The sequence below is a fragment of the Stenotrophomonas sp. YJH_SMC_91 genome (assembly GCF_059368495.1).
On the sequence record NZ_JCAFRT010000001.1, the window covers coordinates 284443 to 306402 of the forward strand.

At 68.3% G+C, this 21960-nt stretch carries 16 protein-coding genes; 12 read left to right on the top strand and 4 right to left on the bottom strand.

Annotation, left to right across the window (positions count from 1 at the left end):
* Positions 1-280: 280 nt before the first annotated feature.
* The gene (locus tag AC5P5X_RS01265; RefSeq protein WP_005410730.1) at positions 281-829 is read right to left on the bottom strand and encodes a Dps family protein; all 549 of its coding nucleotides are present in this window, start codon (positions 827-829) and stop codon (positions 281-283) included.
* Between the two features lie 86 nt (positions 830-915).
* Between AC5P5X_RS01265 and hrpA the strand changes: the two genes are divergently transcribed.
* The gene (gene hrpA / locus AC5P5X_RS01270) at positions 916-5001 is read left to right on the top strand and encodes an ATP-dependent RNA helicase HrpA (protein ID WP_111189262.1); all 4086 of its coding nucleotides are present in this window, start codon (positions 916-918) and stop codon (positions 4999-5001) included.
* A 72-nt stretch (positions 5002-5073) separates the two neighbouring features.
* On the opposite strand, the gene AC5P5X_RS01275 is transcribed toward hrpA, so the two are convergent.
* A complete protein-coding gene (locus AC5P5X_RS01275; protein WP_012481055.1) occupies positions 5074-5610 on the bottom strand; it encodes a hypothetical protein in 537 nt (178 codons plus the stop codon).
* A gap of 130 nt (positions 5611-5740) precedes the next feature.
* Here AC5P5X_RS01275 and AC5P5X_RS01280 point away from each other — a divergent pair, with 130 nt between their 5' ends.
* From AC5P5X_RS01280 to tsaB, 8 genes are all read left to right on the top strand, one after another.
* Positions 5741-7897 carry a bifunctional (p)ppGpp synthetase/guanosine-3',5'-bis(diphosphate) 3'-pyrophosphohydrolase gene (locus tag AC5P5X_RS01280; protein WP_043035705.1) on the top strand — a complete coding sequence of 719 codons (2157 nt, stop codon included), beginning with the start codon at positions 5741-5743 and terminating at the stop codon, positions 7895-7897.
* Between the two features lie 30 nt (positions 7898-7927).
* Positions 7928-9499, top strand: a complete 1572-nt coding sequence (locus AC5P5X_RS01285) for a hypothetical protein (protein WP_076739532.1) — start codon at positions 7928-7930, stop codon at positions 9497-9499.
* Between the two features lie 63 nt (positions 9500-9562).
* Positions 9563-10453 (top strand): NAD-dependent epimerase/dehydratase family protein, encoded by an 891-nt coding sequence (locus tag AC5P5X_RS01290; RefSeq protein ID WP_111189261.1) that lies wholly within the window; start codon positions 9563-9565, stop codon positions 10451-10453.
* A 72-nt stretch (positions 10454-10525) separates the two neighbouring features.
* Positions 10526-11578, top strand: a complete 1053-nt coding sequence (locus AC5P5X_RS01295; protein ID WP_099562831.1) for a glycosyltransferase family 2 protein — start codon at positions 10526-10528, stop codon at positions 11576-11578.
* 84 nt (positions 11579-11662) lie between these two features.
* Entirely contained in the window at positions 11663-14101 is a 2439-nt protein-coding gene (gene mrcB / locus AC5P5X_RS01300) for a penicillin-binding protein 1B (RefSeq protein ID WP_065184011.1), read from the top strand.
* Positions 14098-14634 carry a hypothetical protein gene (locus AC5P5X_RS01305; protein ID WP_005414256.1) on the top strand — a complete coding sequence of 179 codons (537 nt, stop codon included), beginning with the start codon at positions 14098-14100 and terminating at the stop codon, positions 14632-14634. The genes mrcB and AC5P5X_RS01305 overlap by 4 nt, the downstream gene beginning before the upstream one ends.
* Before the next feature lie 560 nt (positions 14635-15194).
* Positions 15195-17243, top strand: a complete 2049-nt coding sequence (gene yoaA / locus AC5P5X_RS01310; protein ID WP_005414254.1) for a DNA repair helicase YoaA — start codon at positions 15195-15197, stop codon at positions 17241-17243.
* Positions 17244-17252: 9 nt separating this feature from the next.
* Positions 17253-17966, top strand: a complete 714-nt coding sequence (gene tsaB / locus AC5P5X_RS01315; protein ID WP_111189831.1) for a tRNA (adenosine(37)-N6)-threonylcarbamoyltransferase complex dimerization subunit type 1 TsaB — start codon at positions 17253-17255, stop codon at positions 17964-17966.
* 568 nt (positions 17967-18534) lie between these two features.
* Here tsaB and AC5P5X_RS01320 read toward each other — a convergent pair.
* The gene (locus AC5P5X_RS01320) at positions 18535-19419 is read right to left on the bottom strand and encodes an energy transducer TonB family protein (protein ID WP_049459282.1); all 885 of its coding nucleotides are present in this window, start codon (positions 19417-19419) and stop codon (positions 18535-18537) included.
* Positions 19419-20366 (bottom strand): glutathione synthase, encoded by a 948-nt coding sequence (gene gshB, locus AC5P5X_RS01325; RefSeq protein WP_005410718.1) that lies wholly within the window; start codon positions 20364-20366, stop codon positions 19419-19421. The genes AC5P5X_RS01320 and gshB overlap by 1 nt, the downstream gene beginning before the upstream one ends.
* Before the next feature lie 240 nt (positions 20367-20606).
* Here gshB and pilG point away from each other — a divergent pair, with 240 nt between their 5' ends.
* From pilG to AC5P5X_RS01340, 3 genes are read left to right on the top strand one after another with little or no spacing between them, the layout of a single operon-like run.
* The gene (pilG, locus tag AC5P5X_RS01330; RefSeq protein ID WP_005418455.1) at positions 20607-21008 is read left to right on the top strand and encodes a twitching motility response regulator PilG; all 402 of its coding nucleotides are present in this window, start codon (positions 20607-20609) and stop codon (positions 21006-21008) included.
* Positions 21009-21026: 18 nt separating this feature from the next.
* Positions 21027-21389 carry a response regulator gene (locus tag AC5P5X_RS01335; RefSeq protein WP_005410717.1) on the top strand — a complete coding sequence of 121 codons (363 nt, stop codon included), beginning with the start codon at positions 21027-21029 and terminating at the stop codon, positions 21387-21389.
* Positions 21389-21919 carry a chemotaxis protein CheW gene (locus AC5P5X_RS01340; protein WP_005410716.1) on the top strand — a complete coding sequence of 177 codons (531 nt, stop codon included), beginning with the start codon at positions 21389-21391 and terminating at the stop codon, positions 21917-21919. The genes AC5P5X_RS01335 and AC5P5X_RS01340 overlap by 1 nt, the downstream gene beginning before the upstream one ends.
* The last annotated feature ends 41 nt before the right edge of the window (positions 21920-21960 follow it).

The window sequence follows — 21960 nt, forward strand, 5'->3', positions numbered from 1 at the left end:
AACAAAATGGGGTCGGATCCGTTTTCCGACGGAAAACGGATCCGACCCCAATGGCTTTGCCGGCAGATCGCGAAAATCTGTCGAAGGCGGGGTGGGTCCGGTGGCAGGGGTGTCCGCGGCATGGATGCCGCGGCCAAGCCCCCATGGACGGGTTTACGGCGTCCCCTGCCACCGGATCCACCCCGCCAACCCTCAGGAAACCAGCTTCTGCTCTGGCTCTGGCCTTTGATTTAAGGCCTTTGCGGGTGCAGGGCGCAGCCCTGCCGAACACCCCCAACCCTTACTGGAGCAGGGAACGCAGCATCCAGGCGTACTTCTCGTGGGTCTGCAGCCGCTGGGTCATCAGATCCTCGGTCGGGGCGTCGTCCCCCTTGGCCGCCACCTCCAGCACTTCACGTGCCGTACGGCAGACCGCTTCGTTGGCGACCACCAACTGGCGTACCATTTCACGCCAGTCCGCACTGTCGGTCAGGCCCGGTTCCTCGGCGATCGAGGTCAGCGCAGCGAATTCCCGGTAGGAGCCCGGGGCATTGAAGCCCAGCGCGCGGATGCGCTCGGCCACGTCGTCCAGTGCCGCCCACTGCTCGGTGTACTGCGTCTCGAACATGGTGTGCAGCGAGTTGAACATCGACCCGGTCACGTTCCAGTGGAAGTTGTGCGTCTTCAGGTAGAGCGTGAACGCATCGGCCTGGAACCGCGACAGACCGTCGGCGATCTTCTTGCGGTCGCCCTGGGTGATCCCGATATCGATGTTCGGTGCCGACGGTGCCGCCGCAGCAAGCTTCTGCTTGCCGGTCTTGGCCTTGGTCGTGCTCTTGGTCTTCGCCATGGGGTTCCTCCTTGTGGAATCGTTGGCCTTCACAATAAACCGGTCGTGATGACTGGTCGCTTTCAAAGTTTTGAACGAACCGATTGATGAACTCTATCGATAAAAATCCATCGCCCCGCCTGCGCCAACAGCGTGCCGCCATCGACGGCGCCATGAGCCGCGACCGGGGCCGTTTGCTGGGGATGCTCTCGCGTTGCCAGGCCAAGCCACAGGATGCGGCACTGGCCGCCACCTTCGAGCAGGCCTTGCAGGCGTCGGTGCAGCGCCGGCAGGTGCGGGCGCAACAGCAGCCGTCCATTACTCTGGACCCGCAGCTGCCGATTGCGCGTGAAGCCGACGCCATCATCGCGCTGATCCGCGAACATCAGGTGGTGGTGATCGCCGGTGAAACCGGCTCGGGCAAGACCACCCAGCTGCCGAAACTGTGCTTGGCCGCCGGCCGTGGCCAGGCCGGCATGATCGGCTGCACCCAGCCGCGACGGATTGCCGCACGTGCGGTGGCCAGCCGCGTGGCACAGGAACTGCAGAGTGAACTGGGCCAGCTGGTCGGCTACCAGGTGCGCTTCAATGACAAGGTCAGCGAAGACAGCCGCATCAAGTTCATGACCGACGGCATCCTGCTGGCGGAGATCGCCAGTGACCGCTGGCTGTCGAACTACGACACGATCATCGTCGACGAGGCGCACGAACGCAGCCTCAACATCGATTTCCTGCTGGGCTACCTGAAGCAGCTGCTGCGCAAGCGCCCGGACCTGAAGCTGATCGTCACTTCGGCCACCATCGACACTGAGCGCTTCGCCCAGCATTTCGACAATGCGCCGGTGATCAGCGTCGAAGGCCGGACCTATCCGGTGGAAGTGCGCTACCGCGCGCTGGAAGGCGAGGGCGAAGACCAGGGCGAACGCACCGTCAACGACGCCATCGTGTCGGCCATCGACGAGATCACCCGCCTGGATGCGCGCGGCGACGTGCTGATCTTCCTGCCGGGCGAGCGCGAGATCCGCGATGCGCACCAGTCGCTGGAACGGCGCAAGTACCGCAATACCGAGGTGCTGCCGTTGTACGCGCGGCTGTCCAACCAGGACCAGGACCGGGTGTTCAACCCCGGGCCGAACCGGCGCATCGTGCTGGCCACCAACGTGGCGGAAACCTCGCTGACGGTGCCGCGCATCCGTTACGTGGTCGATCCGGGCTTCGCCCGCGTCAAGCGCTACAGCCCGCGCAACAAGCTGGACCGCCTGCACATCGAGCCGATCTCGCAGGCCAGCGCCAACCAGCGCAAAGGTCGCTGTGGCCGTATTGCCGAGGGCATCTGTTACCGCCTGTACGCCGAAGCCGATTTCCAGGCGCGGCCCGAATTCACCGATCCGGAAATCCGCCGCTCCAGCCTGGCTGGGGTGATCCTGCGCATGCTGCAGCTGGGCCTGGGCCGGATCGAGGAATTCCCGTTCCTGGAGGCACCGGACGAGCGTGCGGTGGCCGATGGCTGGCAGCAACTGACCGAACTGGGCGCGATCGACGCCGAGCGGCGCATGACCACCATCGGCAAGCAGATGGCACGCCTGCCGGTGGACGTGAAGCTTGCGCGCATGCTGGTGGCCGCGCAGGCCGCAGGCTGCCTGCGGCCGATGCTGGTGATCGCCTCGTTCCTGGGCATCCAGGACCCGCGCGAACGCCCACCCGAAGCGCGTGGTGCGGCCGACAGCGCGCACGCGCAGTTCGCCGATGGCCGCTCCGAGTTCGTTGGCGTGCTGCGCCTGTGGGATGCCTACCGGCAGGCCCATGAAGACCTGACCCAGTCCAAGCTGCGCGACTGGTGCGGACGTCATTTCCTCGGCTTCCTGCGCATGCGCGAGTGGCGCGAGCTGCATCGCCAGCTGCGGCTGCTGTGCGAGGAACTGGGCTGGAAGGAAGAGGCCAGCGAGGCGTCGATGGCGCCGTTGCTGGCCGGCAGCAGTGCGCCGGCACCGGCGCGTGACGACGCGGCGGCGGTGAAAGCCACCCGGGGCCAGCTGCACCGCGCCGCGCGCCTGGCCCGCGAAGGCAAGGCCGAGGCCGCACCGGCGCCGGTGGCCGTGCGCGCGCAGAAGGAACAGGCGCCGGTTGGCGGCGGTTTCAGCGAACGAGTGCGCGCCGCCGCCTACCAGACCCTGCACCGGGCGCTGGTGGCGGGCCTGCCGACGCAGATCGGCCACCGCACCGAGAAGGGCGATTTCCAGGCGCCACGCCAGCGCCGGTTCCTGCCGTTCCCGGGTTCGGCGCTGTCCAAGCGGCCGCCGCCGTGGCTGCTGGTGGCCAACCTGCTGGATACGCAGAAGGTGTGGGGCATGACCCTGGCCGCGATCGAACCGGACTGGGTGATTGCCGAGCTGCCGCACTTGCTGCTGCGCAAGCACTTCGATCCGCACTGGTCGCGCGCGCAGGGACAGGTGCTGGCCTCCGAGCAGATCAGCCTGTTCGGCCTGGTGCTGGCGCCGAAGAAGCCGGTGCATTACGGCCGCATCGAGCCGGGCGAGGCACATGACATCTTCGTGCGCCAGGCATTGGTGACCGGCGAGATCAACACCCGCGCCAGTTTCGTGGCCGACAACCAGAAAGTGCTGGAGGTCGCCCGCGAGGAGGAAGCCAAGCTGCGTCGCGCCGGCATCGTCGCCGACGAGGACTGGCAGGCGCGCTGGTACCTGGACCGGGTGCCGCCGCAGATCCATTCGGCTGCGGGCCTGGATACCTGGTGGAAGGGACTGGCACCGGAACAGCGCAAGGCGCTGCATTGGTCGCTCGCAGACTTGCTGCCCGGCGAGGGCAGTGAGCAGGAGCGCTACCCGAAATACCTGGCGCTGGGCCAGGCGCGGTTGCCGCTGCACTACCGCTTCGAGCCGGGTGCCGACGATGACGGCGTGACCCTGGACGTGCCGCTGCACCTGCTCAATGCATTGGACCCGGTGCAGCTGGGCTGGCTGGCGCCGGGCTTCGTCGCCGACAAGGCCTCGGCACTGATCCGCAGCCTGCCCAAGGCAATGCGCCGCAACTACGTGCCGGCGCCGGACTTCGGCCGCGCGTTCTACGAGGCGTTTCCGCAGCCCAGCGCCGATGCCATCACCGGCGAACTGGCGCGTTTCCTGTCACGTGCAACCGGTGCCACCGTGACCGCGCTCGATTTCGAGCCCGGTTCGATCGAGCCGCATCTGCACATGAACCTGCGGCTGCGCGACGAGCAGGGCAAGGTGCTGGCCACTTCGCGTGATCTGGACGCACTGCGCGCGAAATTCGGCGGTCGTGCCGGCGACGCCTTCGCTGCACGCGCTGGCCGCGAGATGGCGGCCGATGGCCTGCGCACGTTCCCGGCCACGCCGATACCGCTGCAGGTGCCCGGTGAAGCCGGCGTTCCGGCCTATCCGGCATTGCTGGACGAGGGTGACAGCGTGGCGCTGCGCATCTTCGCCGATCGGCAGCAGGCACAGGAGGCTCACCCGCTGGGCGTGCGCCGGCTGCTGGAGATCGCCCTGGCCGAGAAGGTCAAGCAGGCGCGCAAGCAGCTGCCGGTGGGCGCCAAGACCGGCCTGTTGTATGCGGCGATCGAGTCGCAGGAGCGCCTGCGTGGTGACCTGGTGGATGCGGCGATGAACGCGGTGTTGGCGGAGGGCCTGGAAGACATCCGCGATGCGGCGGCCTTCGAACAGCGCCGTGAGCATGCGGCCAAGGCCCTGTTCGGCGAGGCCATGTCGCGGCTGAAACTGGCCGAAACCATCCTGGCGCTGGTGGCGGAACTGAAGCCGATGCTGGAAGCACCGTTGATGGGTTGGGCGCGCGGCAACCTGGACGACATGGAAGCGCAGCTGTCCGGGCTGATCCACCCCGGCTTCCTGCGCGATACGCCGGCCGACGCGCTGGCGCAGTATCCGCGCTACCTGAAGGCGATGATCCTGCGCACCGAACGCGCCAAGCGTGATCCGCCACGTGACCAGGCACGCATGCTGGAACTGCATCCGTTCCTGGAAGCGCTGGAAACGGCGGAGCAGCAGGGCCTGCGCGATCGCCCGCAATGGCAGGCGCTGCGCTGGGATCTGGAAGAGCTGCGGGTGTCACTGTTCGCGCAGGAGCTGGGGGCACGTACCGGCATTTCGGCGAAGAAGCTGGCGCAGCGGGTGACGGCACTGCGCCAGGCCTCGTAACCCCCGACCGACCCCGCCGGACGATGACCGGCGGGGTACGGTGGGATGTCATCCACGCGTGGCGTGGATCCACTACTTGGAGCGGCGCACCTTGGGCTGGCTGTTCACGCCTTCCACCTTCATGTACCACACGCCCATCACGCCGGGCTTGATGCTGACCTTGGGCGATTGCTTGCGCACGCCGACCACGCTGGTGCTGTCGGTCTGCTCCCATTCCTGGCCGTTGTCCAGCACGTAGACGCGGCCCTTGCCGAAGCCACGGAACTCGCCCTGCAGCACGCCGGTGATCGGCTCGTTGCTGCCGAAATCGAAGAACCCGCGGTTCTTCACGATCACTTCCTGGCGGCCCTGTTCGCGGGCTTCTTCGCGTACCGCTGCCACAGCCTGGGTCGTCGCCGCTTCAACCTTGCCCTGCAGCCAGCGGTTGAGCGTGGCCAGTTCCTGCGCGCTCAGCTTGTCCAGGCCGGCCGCCTTGAATTCGGTCGGCGACATCTGCTGCTGCAGGTCACCGTCCACCACGCGCTGGGCCAGCGCAGGCGCCGACAGGGACAGCAGCAGTGCGGCGCAGGCCAGCAGCCGTGGACGGAAACGTGGGGCGATCGAGGGCATGGCGGAACTCTCCTGGGTTTGCCGGCGAGTGTAGCGGCATGTCTTCATGCCGGGTGATGGTGGCTGCGGTGATTGTCCCTGAACGGCGCCGGCGCTAGTGTAGGAACCTCTGTCTTGCCTGCTCGATGCTGTGAACCGCGCTTCTGTCCCCGGCCTGGATGCCTTGTTGAACCGTCCCTCCGCCGCGGTGCTGCCCGCTCCGCTGCGCCAAGCCCTGCGCGAACACTGGGAAGCACCGGAGTGCGACCACCAGATGCGCGCCAGCTGGTCGGTGCTGGGCGATACCCTCGATGCACTGTCGATGCTCTCGGCCGACGAAGGCGCGGTGGTTGCCGCGCTGTTGTTCGACCTGCCCGGCCTGCGCGCCAGCCTGGACCAGCTGCCGCTGGGCAACCACAAGGCGGCGGTGATCGGCCTGCTCGACGGCCAGGACGCCGCCGATCCGGTCTGGGCGCTGCATGCTGGCCGCGAGGCCGGGCGCAACAGCGAGGGCCTGCGCCGCCTGCTGCTGGCGATCATCCGCGACCTGCGCGTGGTGCCGATCCTGCTGGCCCGGCAGCTGGCGAGAATGCGCGCTGCCGACAAGCTGGACGACGAGCAGCGCCGGGCGCTGGCGCAGCTGACCCGCGACATACACGCGCCGCTGGCCAACCGGTTGGGCATCTGGCAGCTGAAGTGGGAGCTGGAGGACCTGGCGTTCCGCCACCTGGAGCCGGAAACCTACCGCCGCATCGCGCGCGAAGTGGACGAAACCCGCGTGGCGCGCGAGCGCTACGTGCAGAACGTGAAGAAACAGCTGTCGCGCGAGCTGGCCGCACAGGGCATCCATGCCGAAGTGAGTGGCCGCCCCAAGCACATCTACAGCATCTGGCGGAAGATGCAGAAGAAACGGCTGGCGTTCGACCAGCTGTACGACATCCGCGCGGTGCGGGTGATGGTCGACGACGTCGCCGCCTGCTACGCCGCGCTGGGTGTGGTGCATGCGCTGTGGGCCCCGGTGCCGAGCGAGTTCGACGATTACATCGCACGCCCGAAGGCCAACGACTACCGTTCGCTGCACACCGCCGTGGTCGGCCCGGAAGGGCGCACGATCGAAGTGCAGATCCGCACCCACGAGATGCATTCCCAGGCCGAGCTGGGCGTGGCCGCGCACTGGAAGTACAAGGAAGGCGGCAAGGGCGCGGAAAAGTCGTTCGATCGCAAGATCACCTGGATGCGCCAGCTGCTGGAGCAGGCGCAGGACGGGCAGGGCAATGAACTGGCCGGGGCACTCGACGCCGAGCTGACCGAGGACCGGGTCTATGCGCTCAGCCCGAAGGACGAGGTGCTGGACCTGCCCCAGGGGGCCACGCCGCTCGATTTCGCCTACCAGGTACATACGATGGTGGGCCACCGCTGTCGCGGCGCCAAGGTCAATGGCCGCATCGTGCCGCTGACCTATCGCCTGCGCAGCGGCGACCGTGTCGAGATCCTCACCGGCAAGGAGGCCGACCCCCGCCGCGACTGGCTGATGCCCGCGCTGGGCTTCCTGGCCAGCAACCGCTCGCGCGAAAAGGTACGCAGCTGGTTCCACAAGCTGGACCGCGCGCGCAACGTGCAGGCCGGGCGCGAACTGCTCGAGCGCGAGCTGAAGCGCCTGGGGCTGCAGCATTCGGATCTGGCGGTGGCGGCGAAGAAGTTCCATGCCGACAGCGTTGACGACCTCTACATCCAGGTGGCGCTGGGCGACACCGGCCCGAACCAGGTCAGCCGTACGCTGCTGGAAGCAGAGCGCGCGGCCAGCCAGCCGGCCCCTGCGCCGGCGCTTCCGCGCCCGACCGCCCGCCGCGAGAACCTGGGCAAGTCCAAGTTCACGGTGCAGGGCGTGGGCAATCTGCTGGTGCAGCTGGCGCGCTGCTGCCAGCCGGTGGCCGGCGAACCGATCGTCGGCTACCTCACCCGTAGCCGTGGTGTCACCGTGCACCGGGCAGACTGTGCCGCGCTGGCCCGGCTGGCGGCCACCAGCCCGCAGCGCATCCTGCCGGTGGAATGGGGCCAGGCCGGGGGCGGCTACGAGGTGGACGTGGTGGTCAATGCGGTCGACCGCCGCTGGCTGCTGAAGGACATCACCAACCTGATCGCCCAGGAAGACGCCTACGTGCTCGACATCCACAGTGACAACGTGCGCAACAGTGGCCGTGCCCATCTGCGCCTGAGGCTGAAGGTCAGCGACTACGACCAGTTGTCGAACCTGCTGGGCAAGCTGGACGCGCTGCCGGGTGTGAGCGAGGCGCGTCGCCTCGGCTGAGCTTCACGCCGCCCCGGCTACCCTGCACGCATGGAACGCGAGCCCCCGCATCGCCCGCATGGCGCTGAACACCCTGCGCTGGATCGCGTCCGCCGCGAAGGCCGCTGGTGGTGGCTGCAGGCACGTCATGCGCGGCGGGTCTGGCGATGGGCGCTGGTCGCGGCGCTGGCGGTGTTCGTGCTGCTGGTGCTGCTGCGCAAGCCGCTGGCCGACTGGTTCTGGGACGAGCCGCAGATCGAACAGCTGCTGGTCGAAGGCGATCGCGCGCTCGCCGCCGGCCGGCTGAGTGCGGCCGACGGCAGTGGTGCGCGGGAGCGCTACCAGGCGGTGCTGGCACTGGATGGCGATCGGCCGCAGGCGCGCCAGGGCCTTGCACGAACCGCCGCGGCAGCACTGCAGCAGGCCCGCGACAAGCTGCAGGGCGACGATCTGGAGGGCAGCGCGCAGTCACTGGCGCTGGCCCGCGAGCTGCAGGTGCCGCAGGGCGACGCCGACGCCGTGGCCCGCCAACTGCAGGCGCGGCGTAGCGCCGGCGCCGGTATCGGCGCGTTGCTGGCCCAGGCCCGCAATGCGTTCGCGGCCGGCCGGCTGGACGATGGCGACAGCAGTGCGTTGCCGCTGTTCCAGCGCATCCTGGCACTGCAGCCGGAGAACCTGCCCGCTCTGGAGGGGCGCGAGGATGCACTGAGCGATCTGCTGCAGCATGCGCGCGCGCTGGCCGGACGCGGGGAACTGGCTGAAGCCGCTGCGACGTTGCAGCGCGCGCGCCTGTTCGATGCAGGCCACGCCGATCTTCCCGCCAGCCAGGAGGCCCTGGCACGGGCGGTCGACGAGCGCTTGCGGCAGGCACAGCGCGCACTTCAGCGACAGCAGCTGGAACGTGCCGCAAAGGGGTTCCTGGCCGTGCTGGCGGTGGCGCCGGACGATCCCACTGCCCAGCGGGGCCGCGAGCAGGTGCTGCAGGCGGTGCTGGCGCGAAGCCAGATCCAGGCCGACGATTTCCAGTTCGAGGCGGCGCAGCGTGATGCCGTGCTGGCCGATGCACTGGGCGCTTCGCAGGCGGCACGACAGCAACTGGTGCAGCGCCTGCAGCGTGCACGGCAGGCCCGGGCGGCACTGCAGCAGCCCGCAGTGAGCAACGCGCAGCGGGAACGCGAACTGCGCGATCACCTGCGCCGGATCGAACGCGCCGAGCGCGCAGGCCAATGGATCAGCCCTCCGGGGCACAGCGCATTCGATGCCCTTCGCGAAGCACAGGCGCTGGCACCGCGCGATTCACGGGTGAAGGCCGCAGCCGCGCGCCTGCTGCCTGCCAGTCGCCGTTGTTTCGACGACAACCTCCGGCAGAACCGGGTGCAGGCTGCAGGTGCCTGCCTGCAGGCCTGGCAGACGTTGGCTCCCACCGCCGGCGGCCTGCCTGCGGCCCGCCAGCGCCTCGCGCAGCGTTGGATTGCGATTGGCAGCGAACGATTGGGCAACGGAGATGTCGCCTTTGCCGAACGCGCGCTCCAGCAGGCGGGCGAGCTTGGCGTCGGCCCTTCCAGCAGCGAGTACCAGCAGTTGCGGCAGCGCCTGCGCGACATCGGGGTGTCGTCGCCCTGAGCCCGCCGCTGCCGGAGGGACCGCTATAGTAGCCACCCCTCGCAACATCCCCACGGAGTGCCGATGACCGTCCTCGTTTCCGGAGCCACCAGCCAGATCGGCCGGTTCCTGCTGCCGCGCCTGGTGCAGGCGCATGGGCGGGTACAGGCGGTGAGCCGGCAACCGCAACCGGCACAGGACAGCGTGCAGTGGCTGTGCGGGGACCTGGCGGCTGCGCTGGACAGCGTGCCGTCTCCGGACTGGCAGGCGATTGCCAGCTTCGGCCCCCTTGAAGCATTGGCGCAGTGGTTGTCGCGGCAGACGGCGGCCCCCGCGCGGCAGGTTATCGCCACCAGTTCGATGAGCGTGCTGAGCAAGCAGAATTCCGAGCAGGCCGACGAGCAGGACGTCGTGGCGATGCTGCAGCGGGGCGAAGCGGGCCTGATCGCGCAGGCCGAGCGTCTTGGCATGGGCTGGACGATCCTGCGGCCGACCCTGATCTATGGGGCCGGCATCGACCGCAGCATCACCCCGATCGTGCAGCGTGCGCTGCGTCTGCGCCTGTTTCCGATTCCGCTGGTGGGAGGCCTGCGCCAACCGGTGCATGCCGACGATATCGCCCGCGCCGTGGTGGCCTGCATCGCCACCGGTGCAGCGTCGGCACGGGTGCTGGAAATCGGCGGTGGCGAGCGCCTGCCCTATCACGCGATGTTCCGCCGCGTGCACGCCAGTCTGGCACAGCCGACATTGGCGCTGCCGTTGCCGGGCGCGGCACTGCGGGGCCTGGCCGCGGTGCTGCCGCGGGCGCGTGGTCCGGTGTCACGCCTGCAGCAGGATCTGATTGCGGACAATGGCCCGCTGCAGGCGCTGCTGGACGTACATCCGCGGCCATTCCAGCCCGACGCTGGCACGTGGCGACCGATGAGCGCGGCCCAGGCCGTGCAGCGGATCGCTGCGTATCCCGGCAACGGCTAGCCAGCCACCATATCCATCCTCTTGGGGGGCTCTGCTACCATCCCCCGGCCCTTGTTTCCGCGAGTACGTTCGATGCCTGACGCGCCATCCCGATCGGCCCCTGCCGAGCGCATTGGCGTCGCGCTGTGCACCTACAACGGTGCGCGCTACCTGCAGGCGCAGCTGGACAGCATCCTCGACCAGGATCTTCCGGTGAACGAAGTCATGATCGGCGATGACGGTTCCAGCGACCAGACGCTGCAGCTGCTGCAGGCCTTCGTGCCGCGTGCAAAGGCGCTGGGCATCCGTGTCGAGATCGTCCAGCACGCGCGCAATCTCGGCTATGTGCGCAATTTCGCCGATGCACTGATGCGTTGCCAGGCCGACATCCTGTTCCTGTGCGACCAGGATGATGTCTGGCATCCGGGGCGTGTCCGCCGCTACGTGGAGCGCTTCCACGCCGATCAGGGCCTGTTGCTGCTGCACAGCGATGCATGGCTGGTGGACGCGCAGGGCGCGCTGCTTGGCCAGCGGCTGCTGGAGGTACTGGTGGTCCATCCGGCCGAGGTCGAGCTGGAACGCTCGGGCCTTGCGATCGACGCGATCCTGCTGCGCAACTTCATCACCGGTGCCACCTGCGCGCTGCGCCGCGGGCTGCTTGCCGGATCGCTGCCGGTCCCGCCGGGCTGGAGCCACGACGAATGGCTGGCGGTCCACGCATCGCTGCGTGGAGGATTGGACATGCTGGCCGAACCGACCATCGACTACCGGCAGCATGGCAACAACCAGATCGGTGCCAGTCGCCGCGGTTTCCTGCAACGCCTGCGCCATCTCGATCTGTTCGATTCACAGGCGCGCCAGCGCACGGCCGGGCGCCTGCTGGCCCTGGCCGATCTGCTGGGGCAGCGCGGCGTGGTGGTGGCGCCGGAGCGCTTCCAGGGACTTCACGCGCTCGCCTGGCGCATGGCCTGGTCGCGCCTGCAGCTGTATCGCCGTGTGGATGTGCCGGCAGGCTGGATCGCCCATGATGCGCCGCGGTTGATCGCACGCCTGGCCAACGTCTGCCTGGCGGGGGGCGGCTGGAAAGGGGGCTGGGCAGCGCTTGCGGGCGCGTGGGCCGGGTGGCGGGCGCCGCGCGCTGCTTGAACTGCAGTGAAACCGCGGGCCATCGCCTGCCAGCCACCGCGGCGCCTGCGTTAGACTCGCCAGACCCTACCTGCCTGCATGCCCGTGCCCCGACGCTACGATTCCGACGACATCGACGATTTCGACGACGACCAGCAGGACGACAGCCCGCTGTGGCGGCGTCGCCTGATCACCTGGAGCATGGCTGCGGTCGCGTTGGGATTGGGCTTCCTGATCCCTTATACGCTGTACCTGAACCAACAGGTGACCCAGCGCTTCGGTGAACTGCGTTGGCAGATCCCGACCCGGGTATATGCGCGGCCGCTGGTGCTCACGCCCGGCAAGGCGATGGACGCGGCGACCCTGAAGACCGAACTCGCCGCATCTGCCTACCGCGATGACGGGCAGGGCAAGGAGCCGGCGACCTATGCGGTGAATGGCGGGCGCTTTGTCATTTCCAGCCGTGGCTACAACGATGTGGATGGCCGCGTCGCACCGCGTCGGCTGGAACTGTCGCTGGCAGACGGTGCGGTTGCGTCGCTGCGTGATGCCGACAACCGCAAGGCGCTGAAGGCTGCGCGCCTGGACCCGGCACGTATTGCCACCCTGTACGGGCAGAAGCAGGAAGAACGCCGCCTGATCCGCATGGACGAGGCGCCGGACCTGCTGGTAACCGGCCTGCAGGCGGTGGAGGACAAGGACTTCAACCGTCACCACGGCATCGATCTGTCCGGCATCGCGCGCGCGGTGTGGGTGACGGTCCGTTCCGGTGGCCAGAGTCGCCAGGGGGCGTCCACGCTGACCCAGCAGCTGGCCCGCAGCGGCCTGCTCGGGATCGGCAAGGAACAGACGGTCACCCGCAAATTCAACGAAGTGCTGTACGCGCTGATCATGGAGGCGCGCTACGACAAGCGCACCATTTTCGAGGCCTATCTCAACCAGGTGTACCTGGGGCAGCGCGGCAGCCAGGCCATCCACGGCATGTCTTCCGGCGCCGAGTTCTGGTTCGGCCGTGACCTGCAATCGCTGGAAACTGAGCAGATCGCGCTGCTGATCGGCCTGGTCAAGGGCCCGTCCTACTACGATCCGCGGCGCAACCCGGAACGCGCGCTGGATCGCCGTAATTTCGTGCTGGGCAAGCTGCATGAGGCGACGCTGATCGACGATGCCGAGTACCAGCGTGCGTTGAAGGCGCCGCTGGGCGTGCCCAAAACGCCGGGCCTGGTGGCGGCCAACCGCTTCCCGGCCTATGTGGACCTGGTCCGTCGCCAGCTCGGCCATGACTATCCGGAATCGGCGCTGCAGGGCGCCGGCCTGAGCGTGATGACCGGCATGTCGCCGTCTGCGCAAGCCTATGCCGAAGGCGCGGTGACCCGCACCATCAAGTCGCTGGAAAGCAAGCGCCGTCCCGAACTGCAGGCCGGCATGGTGCTGACCGACGTGCACAACGGTGACGTGTTGGCGGTGATCGGCAGCCGTGAGGTGTCCGAGGTGGGGTTCAATCGAGCGATCGAAGCACAGCGCCCGGTCGGCTCGCTGTTGAAGCCGTTCGTGTACCTGCTGGCGCTGGCGCAGCCGGACCGCTACTCGCTGGCCAGCTGGGTCGACGATTCGCCGGTGACGGTGCAGCTCGGCCGTGGCCGCAACTGGAGCCCGGGCAACGCGGACAACCGCAGCCACGGCACCGTGCGCCTGATCGACGCGCTGGCGCATTCCTACAACCAGGCCACGGTGCGCGTGGGCATGCAGGTCGGCCCCGAGCGTGTGACCCAGCTGATCCACGTGCTGGCCGGCATCAAGGCCGAAGCGAATCCGGCGGTGATCCTCGGTTCGACCGACCAGAGCCCTTACGCGATGGCACAGCTGTACCAGTTCCTCGCGTCCGGTGGCGAAATCCAGCCATTGCATGCGGTGCGTGGCGTGCTCGATCCGCAGGGCAAGCTGCTCAAGCGTTACGACAAGACCCCGGCACCGGCCCAGGAAGGCGATTCGATTGCCGCCAACCTGATCAGTGTCGGCCTGCAGCAGGTGGTTGCCAGCGGCACCGCGCAGCGGCTCAACGCCGATGGCCTCAGCCGCCTGCAGCCGGCCGGCAAGACCGGTACCACCAACGATGGTCGTGACAGCTGGTATGCCGGTTACACCGGGGATCACCTGGCGGTGATCTGGATCGGCAACGACCAGAACGAGCAGGCTGGCCTGTACGGTGCCACCGGCGCGATGCGGGTCTGGTCGGGCATCTTCCAGCGTCTTCCCAGTGCGCCGCTGCGGGTCAGCAACAAGGGCCTGGACTGGCAGCCGGTGGCCGCCAGCGGCCTCAACACGACCGACGAGGGCTGCCCGGGAGCGCGCCGCTTCCCGTTCGTGGTCGGCTATGCGCCGGCCTATGCGCCCTGTGCACCGGCGGTGTCGCCGGACGGGCAGGGCGAGGCCGAAGGCGAGGGTGGCGGCTGGCGCAGCTGGTTCGGCCTGGACCGCAAGCCGGAAGCGCCTGCCGAACCTGCCGCGACGCCCGCCGCCGCCACTCCTCCCCCGAGCCGATGATGCCGATGAACATGCGATCCCTGCTGCAGCCCCTGGCCCTGACCGGCCTCAGCCTGGCCCTGGCCGCCTGCGTGAGCAGTGCGCCGCCGGTGGTCAAACCGGTCGATACCACCACGCCGGCGCAGCGCCTGGCCGCAGTTGACGCAGCCGCTGGCCCGGATGACAAGGAGCTGTCGGTGCAGCCGTTGCGTGATTCGCAGGTGGAAGATCTGCGGGTGACCGCGCAGGCACAACGCCAGGCCAACGATCTGGCCGGTGCCGCCAGCAGCCTGGACCACGCGCTGGAAATCGTCGCCGGTGACCCGGCGGTGCTGCAGGAGCGCGCCGAGCTGGCGCTGCTGCAGGGGCAGTGGGCACAGGCGGAGGCGTTTGCGCGCAAGGCGGTCGACCTGGGCTCGAAGACAGGGCCGCTGTGCCGCCGGCATTGGGCGACGATCGAGCAGTCGCGCCTGGCGCGGGGCGAGAAGGAGAATGCGGTGTCGGCGCATGCGCAGATTGAGGGCTGCACGGTGCCGGGGATCAAGCGGTACTGAGGTATTCCACTCCATCGGGCGCTGCCCCCTCTGCGGCAAGCGCTCGCACTGATGGATGGTCGTGATGGGCCGTGTGGGTGGGGCGTGCAGGACACGCCGTAAACCCATCCCTGGGGGCTCGATGGCGCCATCCATGGCGCCAACGGTCCTGCACGCCCCACCCACCCGGTCCGCCATACATCGCGCGGGCCGCAGGCAAGAACAAAATCAAAATCAAAAGCGGGTCGCGCGCTGCGCGCGCTCGCTGCCATTTCTTTTCTTCTTTCCCCGTTACTCCCATCGCTTCTGAGCTGCCAGTCGAGCAGGCTCGGCTTTGCGAAGTCTGTCCCCTCCGTCACCGGGAAACTGTCGAAGGCGGGGGACTATGGGTTTGCGGGGTGTCTGCGGCATGGATGCCGCGGCCAAGCCCCCAGGGACGGGTTTACGGCGTCCCCGCAAACCCACAGTCCCCCGCCAGTCCCCAGTACAACCCAGAGCCATGAACACCGCTGTTGCTGTTGCTGGTGCTCCGGCTTGAAACGGGTGCCGGGCAGCGCCCGGCCGGGTATCCTTTCCCTCTGATGTCCGACCTTGTCCATGCCAGCCGCGAAGCCCTCAGCGACGGCGGCGCGCTCGCCTCGCACCTGGATGCCTTCGTCCCGCGTCCGGCACAGCTGCACCTGACCGAAGCCATCGCCGATGCGCTGCAGCAGCGTGACCTGCTGCTGGCCGAGGCCGGTACCGGCACTGGCAAGACCTTTGCCTATCTGGTGCCGGTGCTGCTGTCCGGGCTGCGTACCATCATTTCCACCGGAACCCGCGCGCTGCAGGACCAGCTCTACCACCGCGATCTGCCACGGGTGCGTCAGGCGCTGGGTGTCGGCCTGCGCAGTGCGCTGCTGAAGGGGCGCGCGAACTACCTGTGCCGCTATCGCCTGCAGCAGGCGCGTGGCGAGCCGCGTTTTTCCAGCCCCGAACAGGCGGCGCAGTTCCAGCGCATCCTGGCCTGGTCCGGTCGTTCGGAGTTCGGTGACATCGCCGAACTGGAAGGCCTGGCCGATGACTCGCCGCTGCTGCCGATGGTCACTTCCACGGTCGACAACTGCCTGGGTACCGACTGCCCGTTCTGGGATGACTGCTTCGTGGTGCGCGCGCGGCAGCGTGCGCAGGCCGCCGACGTGGTGGTGGTCAACCATCATCTGCTGCTGGCCGATCTGGCTCTGAAGCAGGATGGCTTCGGTGAATTGCTGCCGGGGGCGCAGGCCTTCGTCATCGACGAGGCACACCAGCTGCCCGAATTGGCCGCGCAGTTCTTCGGCGAAGGTTTCGGCATGCGCCCGTGGCAGGAACTGGGCCGCGACTGCCTGGCCGAAGCGCGTGGCGTCGGCGGCGCGCAGTCGGCGCTGCAGGAACCGGTCGACCAGTTGCAGCAGGCGCTGCTGGCCCTGCGTTCGGCGATGGACGGACTGCCGCCGCGTGGCACGCAATGGCGCGCGTTGGCGATGCCGCAGGTGCGCGACGGATTCGATACGGTGATGGCGGGGTTGGTGACGCTGGAGCAGGCACTGCAGCCGCTGCGCGAAGCCGGGGCGGGCCTGGATGCCTGCCATGCGCGGGCGCGCGAGGCGGTCTCGCGGCTCAGCCGCTGGCTGGGCGATGACGAACCTGCCCTCGATTTCGATACCGACCCGGCGGAAACCGCCACTGCCGCTGATGTGCTCTGGTACGAGCTCACGCCACGTGGTTTTCGCTGCCAGCGCACGCCGATGGATGTGTCCGGCCCGTTGCGTGAGCATCGCGAACGCAGTCGCGCGGCATGGATCTTCACCTCGGCGACGCTGACCGTGGGCGGTGGCTTCGACCACATCGCCACCCGCCTGGGCCTGGACGATCCGCACACGCTGGTCCAGCCAAGCCCGTTCAATTGGCCGGAGCAGGCGCTGTGCTACCTGCCCGAAGGCCTGCCTGATCCGGCTGCGCGGGGCTTCGGTACTGCGTTGATCCAGACCCTGCGGCCGGTGTTGCAGGCGTCGCAGGGCAGGGCATTCCTGTTGTTTGCCTCGCACCGTGCATTGCGCGAGGCCGCCGAGGCACTGCGTGATGGGCCATGGCCGTTGTTCGTGCAGGGCGAGGCGCCGCGCGCGACGCTGTTGCAGCGCTTCCGCGAATCGGGCAATGGCGTGCTGCTGGGCTCGGCCAGTTTCCGCGAGGGCGTGGACGTGGTGGGCGAGGCGCTGAGCGTGGTGATGATCGACAAGCTGCCGTTCGCGGCACCGGACGATCCGGTGTACGAGGCACGGCTGGAGGCGATCCGCAGCCAGGGTGGCAATCCGTTCCGCGATGAGCAGCTGCCGCAGGCGGTGATTGCGCTGAAACAGGGCGTCGGTCGCCTGATCCGCAGCGAGAGCGACCGTGGTGTGTTGGTATTGTGCGACCCGCGCCTGCTCAACCGTGGCTATGGCCGGGTCTTTCTCGATTCACTGCCGCCATTCCGCCGTACCCGCAGTCTGGCCGATGTGCAGGCCTTCTTTACGCCACAATGGGCGCCCGTGGCCGATGATGCGGCTGCCCCGGCCGCCGTTGCGACCGGCCCCGAGCCGGCGCCCGGTGCCACGTTCCCCCTGTTCTGACCCGATCCGATGAAACTGCTCGCCTTTGAAACCGCCACCGAAGCCTGTTCCGTTGCCCTGCATGTCGATGGGCAGGTGCTGGAACGCTTCGAGATCGCCCCACGCCGGCATGCCGAACTGAGCCTGCCGTGGGCCGAGGCGCTGCTGGCCGAAGCAGGCATCAGCCGCCGCCAGCTGGACGGTATCGCGCTCAGCCGCGGCCCGGGTGCGTTCACCGGCGTGCGCCTGGCGATCGCCATCGCGCAAGGCATTGCGCTGGCACTGGATCGGCCGTTGCTGCCGGTCTCGACACTGCAGGTGCTGGCGCTGCGGGCACCGGCGGACGAAACGCAGATCCTGTCGGCGATCGATGCACGGATGGGCGAGCTGTATGTCGCGCGCTTCGAACGTGTAGACGGCCTGCCGGTGGCACGCGATGCCGAGCGCGTGTGCGCACCCGCTGCGGTTGCGCTGCCGGAAGGGATGTCGGCCTACGGTGTCGGCACCGGTTTCGGTGCAGCCGAGGGGGCACTGGTGACCCAGCTGGGCAACGGCCTGCGCGGCTTTGATGCGACGGCGCTGCCGCGGGCATCGGATGTATTGGCACTGGCGGTGCCGGCGTTCGCTCGCGGCGAAGCCATTGCACCGGAGAAGGTCGAGCCGGCGTACCTGCGCGACAACGTGGCACTGACCCTGGTCGAGCAGCAGGCCGCGCGCGAGGCGAAGGCGAAGGCCAACGGCTGAGCCCCTCGTGGCGGGATTGGTCGCGTAGATCAAAAGCCGTGGTTTGGCCGGGCGGGTGGGCTGCGCAGGGGGCGCTGCAAGTACGTCCCTGTAAGCTCGGTCGCCGCTTGCTCGTGTGCGCAGTCCTGCGCACACGAGCAAGACCGGGGTTGGGCGTCCTGCCCAACCCGCCCGAGGCATGCCTCGGGCCCATGCGGCTCACGCCCCTGCGCAGCCCACCCGCCCGGCCTCTGACAGTTTCCGTGTGCGTCCGCCACGGAAAATCAAGAAAAGAAAAGTCAAAGTCAAAAGCGGGTCGCTTCGCTCGCATCCACGCGTGGCGTGGATGTGTGTCGACCAAGGTCGACACCTACCAAAGCAATGGTGCGCCGCGATCTGTCAGAGGCGGGGCGGTGCCGGGCGGCGGGGTATCCGCGGCATGGATGCCGCGGCTAAGCCTACACGGACGTACTTGCGGCGTCCCCGCCGCCCGACACCGCCTCGCCACGCTTCAGTACACCAACCGCCGCTGTTGCCGTTGCTCTAGCCTTCCAGCGGGTCCCGGGCCGCAGGCCCGGGCAACAAAACCCTACCGGTCGTCGTGCAGGGTGCCGCCCGGCAGGAACACCCACGTACGGGTAACCTGCAGGATGTCGATCTCATCCTCGGTCTTCGGCAACGGCGGGAACGGCTGCGCCAGCTGCACCACCCGCAGGGCGGCCTCATCCAGCAATGGCGTCCCGCTCGAACGCAGGATCCGGCTGCTCTCCACGCTGCCATCGCGGCGCACGCCCACGCTGATCACTACCTGGCCGCCGAGGCGGCGCTGCCGCGCCTCATCCGGGTAATTCAGGTTGCCTACCTTCTCGGCACGGTCGACCCAGGCGCGCAGGTAATTGGCATAGGCATACTCACGCGTGCTGGCCGACACGAACTTGCGGTTCGGGCGCTTGGCGTACTGCGCCGAGCGCAGATGTACTTCGGCAGCCAGCCGCGCCATCTCCACGTCGCGCTGTTCGCGTGCGCTCAAGGGCGCATCCGGTTCGGGCTGATCCGGCGTGGGGCGGGACTGCGCCTGCGCCACCACCTCTTCGCCATTGCGGCTGCTGACCACCCGTGCCTGTGGCGGCGGAACCGGCGCGGCCGATTGCTGCTGCTGTGGAACCGGGCTGATTCCGGACTGGGCCTGCGGCACGATGCCGGCCTGGCTGTCGCGCGGACGCTGTGCGCGGTCGTGCTCGCCACCGCCTTCCTGGTTGGCCGCGGCCAGGAAATCGGCCTGCTTCGGGGTCAGCGCGGTGCGGGTCTGGCTGAAGATGACTTCCAGTGTCGGCACCAGCGGCGCATCGCCCTTCACGGCGAAGCCCACGCCCAGGATCAGCAGGGCGTGGACCAGCACCGACAGCGCGATGGTCGCCCCCAGCCGTTGCGCTTCGCGCGGCGGCGGGGGCAGGACGGCAGGTGCGGCAGACATCAGCGCAGGCCGGCCTCGAGTGCGTCGAACAGGGTGCCGGCGATGTTCAGGCCGTACTGCGCGTCCAGTTCGCGCACGCAGGTCGGGCTGGTCACGTTGACCTCGGTCAGGTAATCGCCGATCACGTCCAGGCCGACGAAGCGCATGCCGCGGCGCTTCATCTCCGGGCCGACCTGGGCGGCGATCCAGCGGTCGCGCTCGCTCAGCGGGCGGCCTTCGCCGCGGCCGCCGGCGGCCAGGTTGCCACGGAATTCATCACCCTGCGGGATGCGCGCCAGGCAGTAGTCGACCGGTTCGCCATCGACCAGCAGGATGCGCTTGTCGCCGGCGGTGATGTCGGGAATGAACTTCTGGGCCAGCGCCAGCTTGCGGCCGCCGTCGGTCAGGGTTTCCAGGATCACGTTCAGATTCGGATCGCCCTGGCCGCTGCGGAAGATCGAGCGGCCGCCCATGCCGTCCAGCGGCTTCAGCACGGCCTGGCCGTGCTCCAGCGCAAAGGCCTTCAAGACCTTCGCGTCGCGGCTGACCAGGGTCGGCGGACAGCACTGCGGGAACAGCAGCGCGGCCAGCTTCTCGTTGTAGTCGCGCAGGCCCTGCGGGTTGTTGACCACGCAGGCGCCAGCCGCTGCGGCCACGTCCAGCACCTGGGTGTCGTAGATGTATTCGGCGTCGACCGGCGGGTCCTTGCGCATCAGCACGATCTGGCCGGGGCCGAACTCGGTGCGGCTGAACGCGCCCAGCTCATACCAGCCGGCCGGGTCGTCGCGCACCTGCAGCGGCGCGGTCTGGGCCACCGCTACGCCACCCTCCAGGGCCAGGCCGCCCGGGCGCACGTAGTGCAGGGCATGGCCGCGGCGCTGGGCTTCCAGCAGCATGGCGAAGGTGGTGTCCTTGGCGATCTTGATGTGGGCGATGGGATCCATCACCACGATGACGTTCAACGGCATGGGCGCACCTGTCAGGCAAGGCGTTGATGGTAGCGGCAACGCCGCTCGCGCGCCTCCCCGCCGTCCTGCAACGCAGCGTCCGCCCGGCGGTCGCGCACGCATTGCGAAACCCGTCACGTTCAGGAGGGTGCCATGCCCCGCGCCATGGGGCGGCCTTGAAGCGGGCGCGGAAAGTGCGATATAGATACGCTTTCGTAGCGGCCCCCGCCAGAGATCGGGCCGTGCGCTTGGGGATAGGCAATGACTGAAAACACGACTGCGGGCGGGGAACTCGCAGGACTCCGGGTGATGGTCATCGATGATTCGAAGACCATCCGCAGGACTGCGGAAACGCTGCTCAAGCGCGAAGGCTGCGAGGTGGTCACCGCCACCGACGGCTTCGAAGCGCTTGCGAAGATCGCAGACCAGCAGCCGCAGATCATCTTCGTCGACATCATGATGCCGCGCCTGGACGGGTACCAGACCTGTGCGCTGATCAAGGGCAACCAGCTGTTCAAGGCGACCCCGGTCATCATGCTCTCGTCCAAGGATGGCCTGTTCGACAAGGCGCGGGGACGCATCGTCGGCTCGGAGCAGTACCTGACGAAGCCTTTCACGCGTGAAGAACTGCTGGGTGCCATCCGCACATACGTCAACGCCTGACCAGGGGGGAAAGGCACAATGGCTCGTATCGTTCTGATCGAGGATTCACCGACCGACCGCGCGGTGTTCACCCAGTGGCTGCGCCGTGCCGGCCACGAGGTGCTGGAGGCGGACAATGCCGAGGATGGACTGCAGCTGGTCCGCGACCAGGTGCCGCAGCTGGTGCTGATGGACGTGGTACTGCCCGGCATGAGCGGCTTCCAGGCCACCCGCGCGATGGCCCGTGATGCGGCGATCAAGCACATCCCGGTGATCATCGTCAGCACCAAGGCGATGGAAACCGACAAGGCATGGGGCCTGCGCCAGGGCGCGGCCGATTACATCGTCAAGCCGCCGCGCGAGGATGAACTGATCGCGCGGATCAACGAACTGGTGGCCTGATGCGCTCGCCCTTCGACATTCTCGAAGCCTACGAACGGCGCAGCCTGGCCCACGCGGTGCAGCTGCCCGAGCGGCAGTTCGCCCAGGACCTCTGGCGTGGCGTGGGTTACCGCGTCGGCCAGCGCCGGCTGGTGTCCGATTTCCGCGAAGTGGTTGAAATCGTGCCGATGCCGCCGGTGACCCCGGTGCCGTGCGCGCAGCCGTGGCTGCTGGGCGTGGGCAATCTGCGCGGCAACCTGTTCCCGGTGGTCGACCTGAAGTACTTCCTGGAAGGCACGCGTACCGTGCAGCAGGAAGGCCAGCGCGTGCTGATCATGCGCCAGGCCGGCGGCGACGTCGCCCTGACCATCGATGAACTGTTCGGCCAGCGCAGCTTTGAACTGGACCAGCAGATCGCGGCCGGCACGCTGGCCGAAGGGCGCTACGGCCACTTCGTCGATCGCGCCTTCCACGCCGACGGCCACGACTGGGGCGTGTTCTCCCTCTCGCTGCTGTCGCGTACCCCTGAATTCCGGCAAGCCGCGGCCTGAGGCCGGGCATCGCCCCCTGCATTGAAGATCGAGGTTGAACG

What these genes read in the sequence shown, in the direction of transcription:
- AC5P5X_RS01265 (WP_005410730.1), bottom strand. Translation starts at nt 829, where the DNA reads ATGGCGAAGACCAAGAGCACGACCAAGGCCAAGACCGGCAAGCAGAAG.
- hrpA (WP_111189262.1), top strand. Translation starts at nt 916, where the DNA reads ATGAACTCTATCGATAAAAATCCATCGCCCCGCCTGCGCCAACAGCGT.
- AC5P5X_RS01275 (WP_012481055.1), bottom strand. Translation starts at nt 5,610, where the DNA reads ATGCCCTCGATCGCCCCACGTTTCCGTCCACGGCTGCTGGCCTGCGCC.
- AC5P5X_RS01285 (WP_076739532.1), top strand. Translation starts at nt 7,928, where the DNA reads ATGGAACGCGAGCCCCCGCATCGCCCGCATGGCGCTGAACACCCTGCG.
- AC5P5X_RS01290 (WP_111189261.1), top strand. Translation starts at nt 9,563, where the DNA reads ATGACCGTCCTCGTTTCCGGAGCCACCAGCCAGATCGGCCGGTTCCTG.
- AC5P5X_RS01295 (WP_099562831.1), top strand. Translation starts at nt 10,526, where the DNA reads ATGCCTGACGCGCCATCCCGATCGGCCCCTGCCGAGCGCATTGGCGTC.
- AC5P5X_RS01305 (WP_005414256.1), top strand. Translation starts at nt 14,098, where the DNA reads ATGATGCCGATGAACATGCGATCCCTGCTGCAGCCCCTGGCCCTGACC.
- yoaA (WP_005414254.1), top strand. Translation starts at nt 15,195, where the DNA reads ATGTCCGACCTTGTCCATGCCAGCCGCGAAGCCCTCAGCGACGGCGGC.
- tsaB (WP_111189831.1), top strand. Translation starts at nt 17,253, where the DNA reads ATGAAACTGCTCGCCTTTGAAACCGCCACCGAAGCCTGTTCCGTTGCC.
- AC5P5X_RS01320 (WP_049459282.1), bottom strand. Translation starts at nt 19,419, where the DNA reads ATGTCTGCCGCACCTGCCGTCCTGCCCCCGCCGCCGCGCGAAGCGCAA.
- gshB (WP_005410718.1), bottom strand. Translation starts at nt 20,366, where the DNA reads ATGCCGTTGAACGTCATCGTGGTGATGGATCCCATCGCCCACATCAAG.
- pilG (WP_005418455.1), top strand. Translation starts at nt 20,607, where the DNA reads ATGACTGAAAACACGACTGCGGGCGGGGAACTCGCAGGACTCCGGGTG.
- AC5P5X_RS01335 (WP_005410717.1), top strand. Translation starts at nt 21,027, where the DNA reads ATGGCTCGTATCGTTCTGATCGAGGATTCACCGACCGACCGCGCGGTG.
- AC5P5X_RS01340 (WP_005410716.1), top strand. Translation starts at nt 21,389, where the DNA reads ATGCGCTCGCCCTTCGACATTCTCGAAGCCTACGAACGGCGCAGCCTG.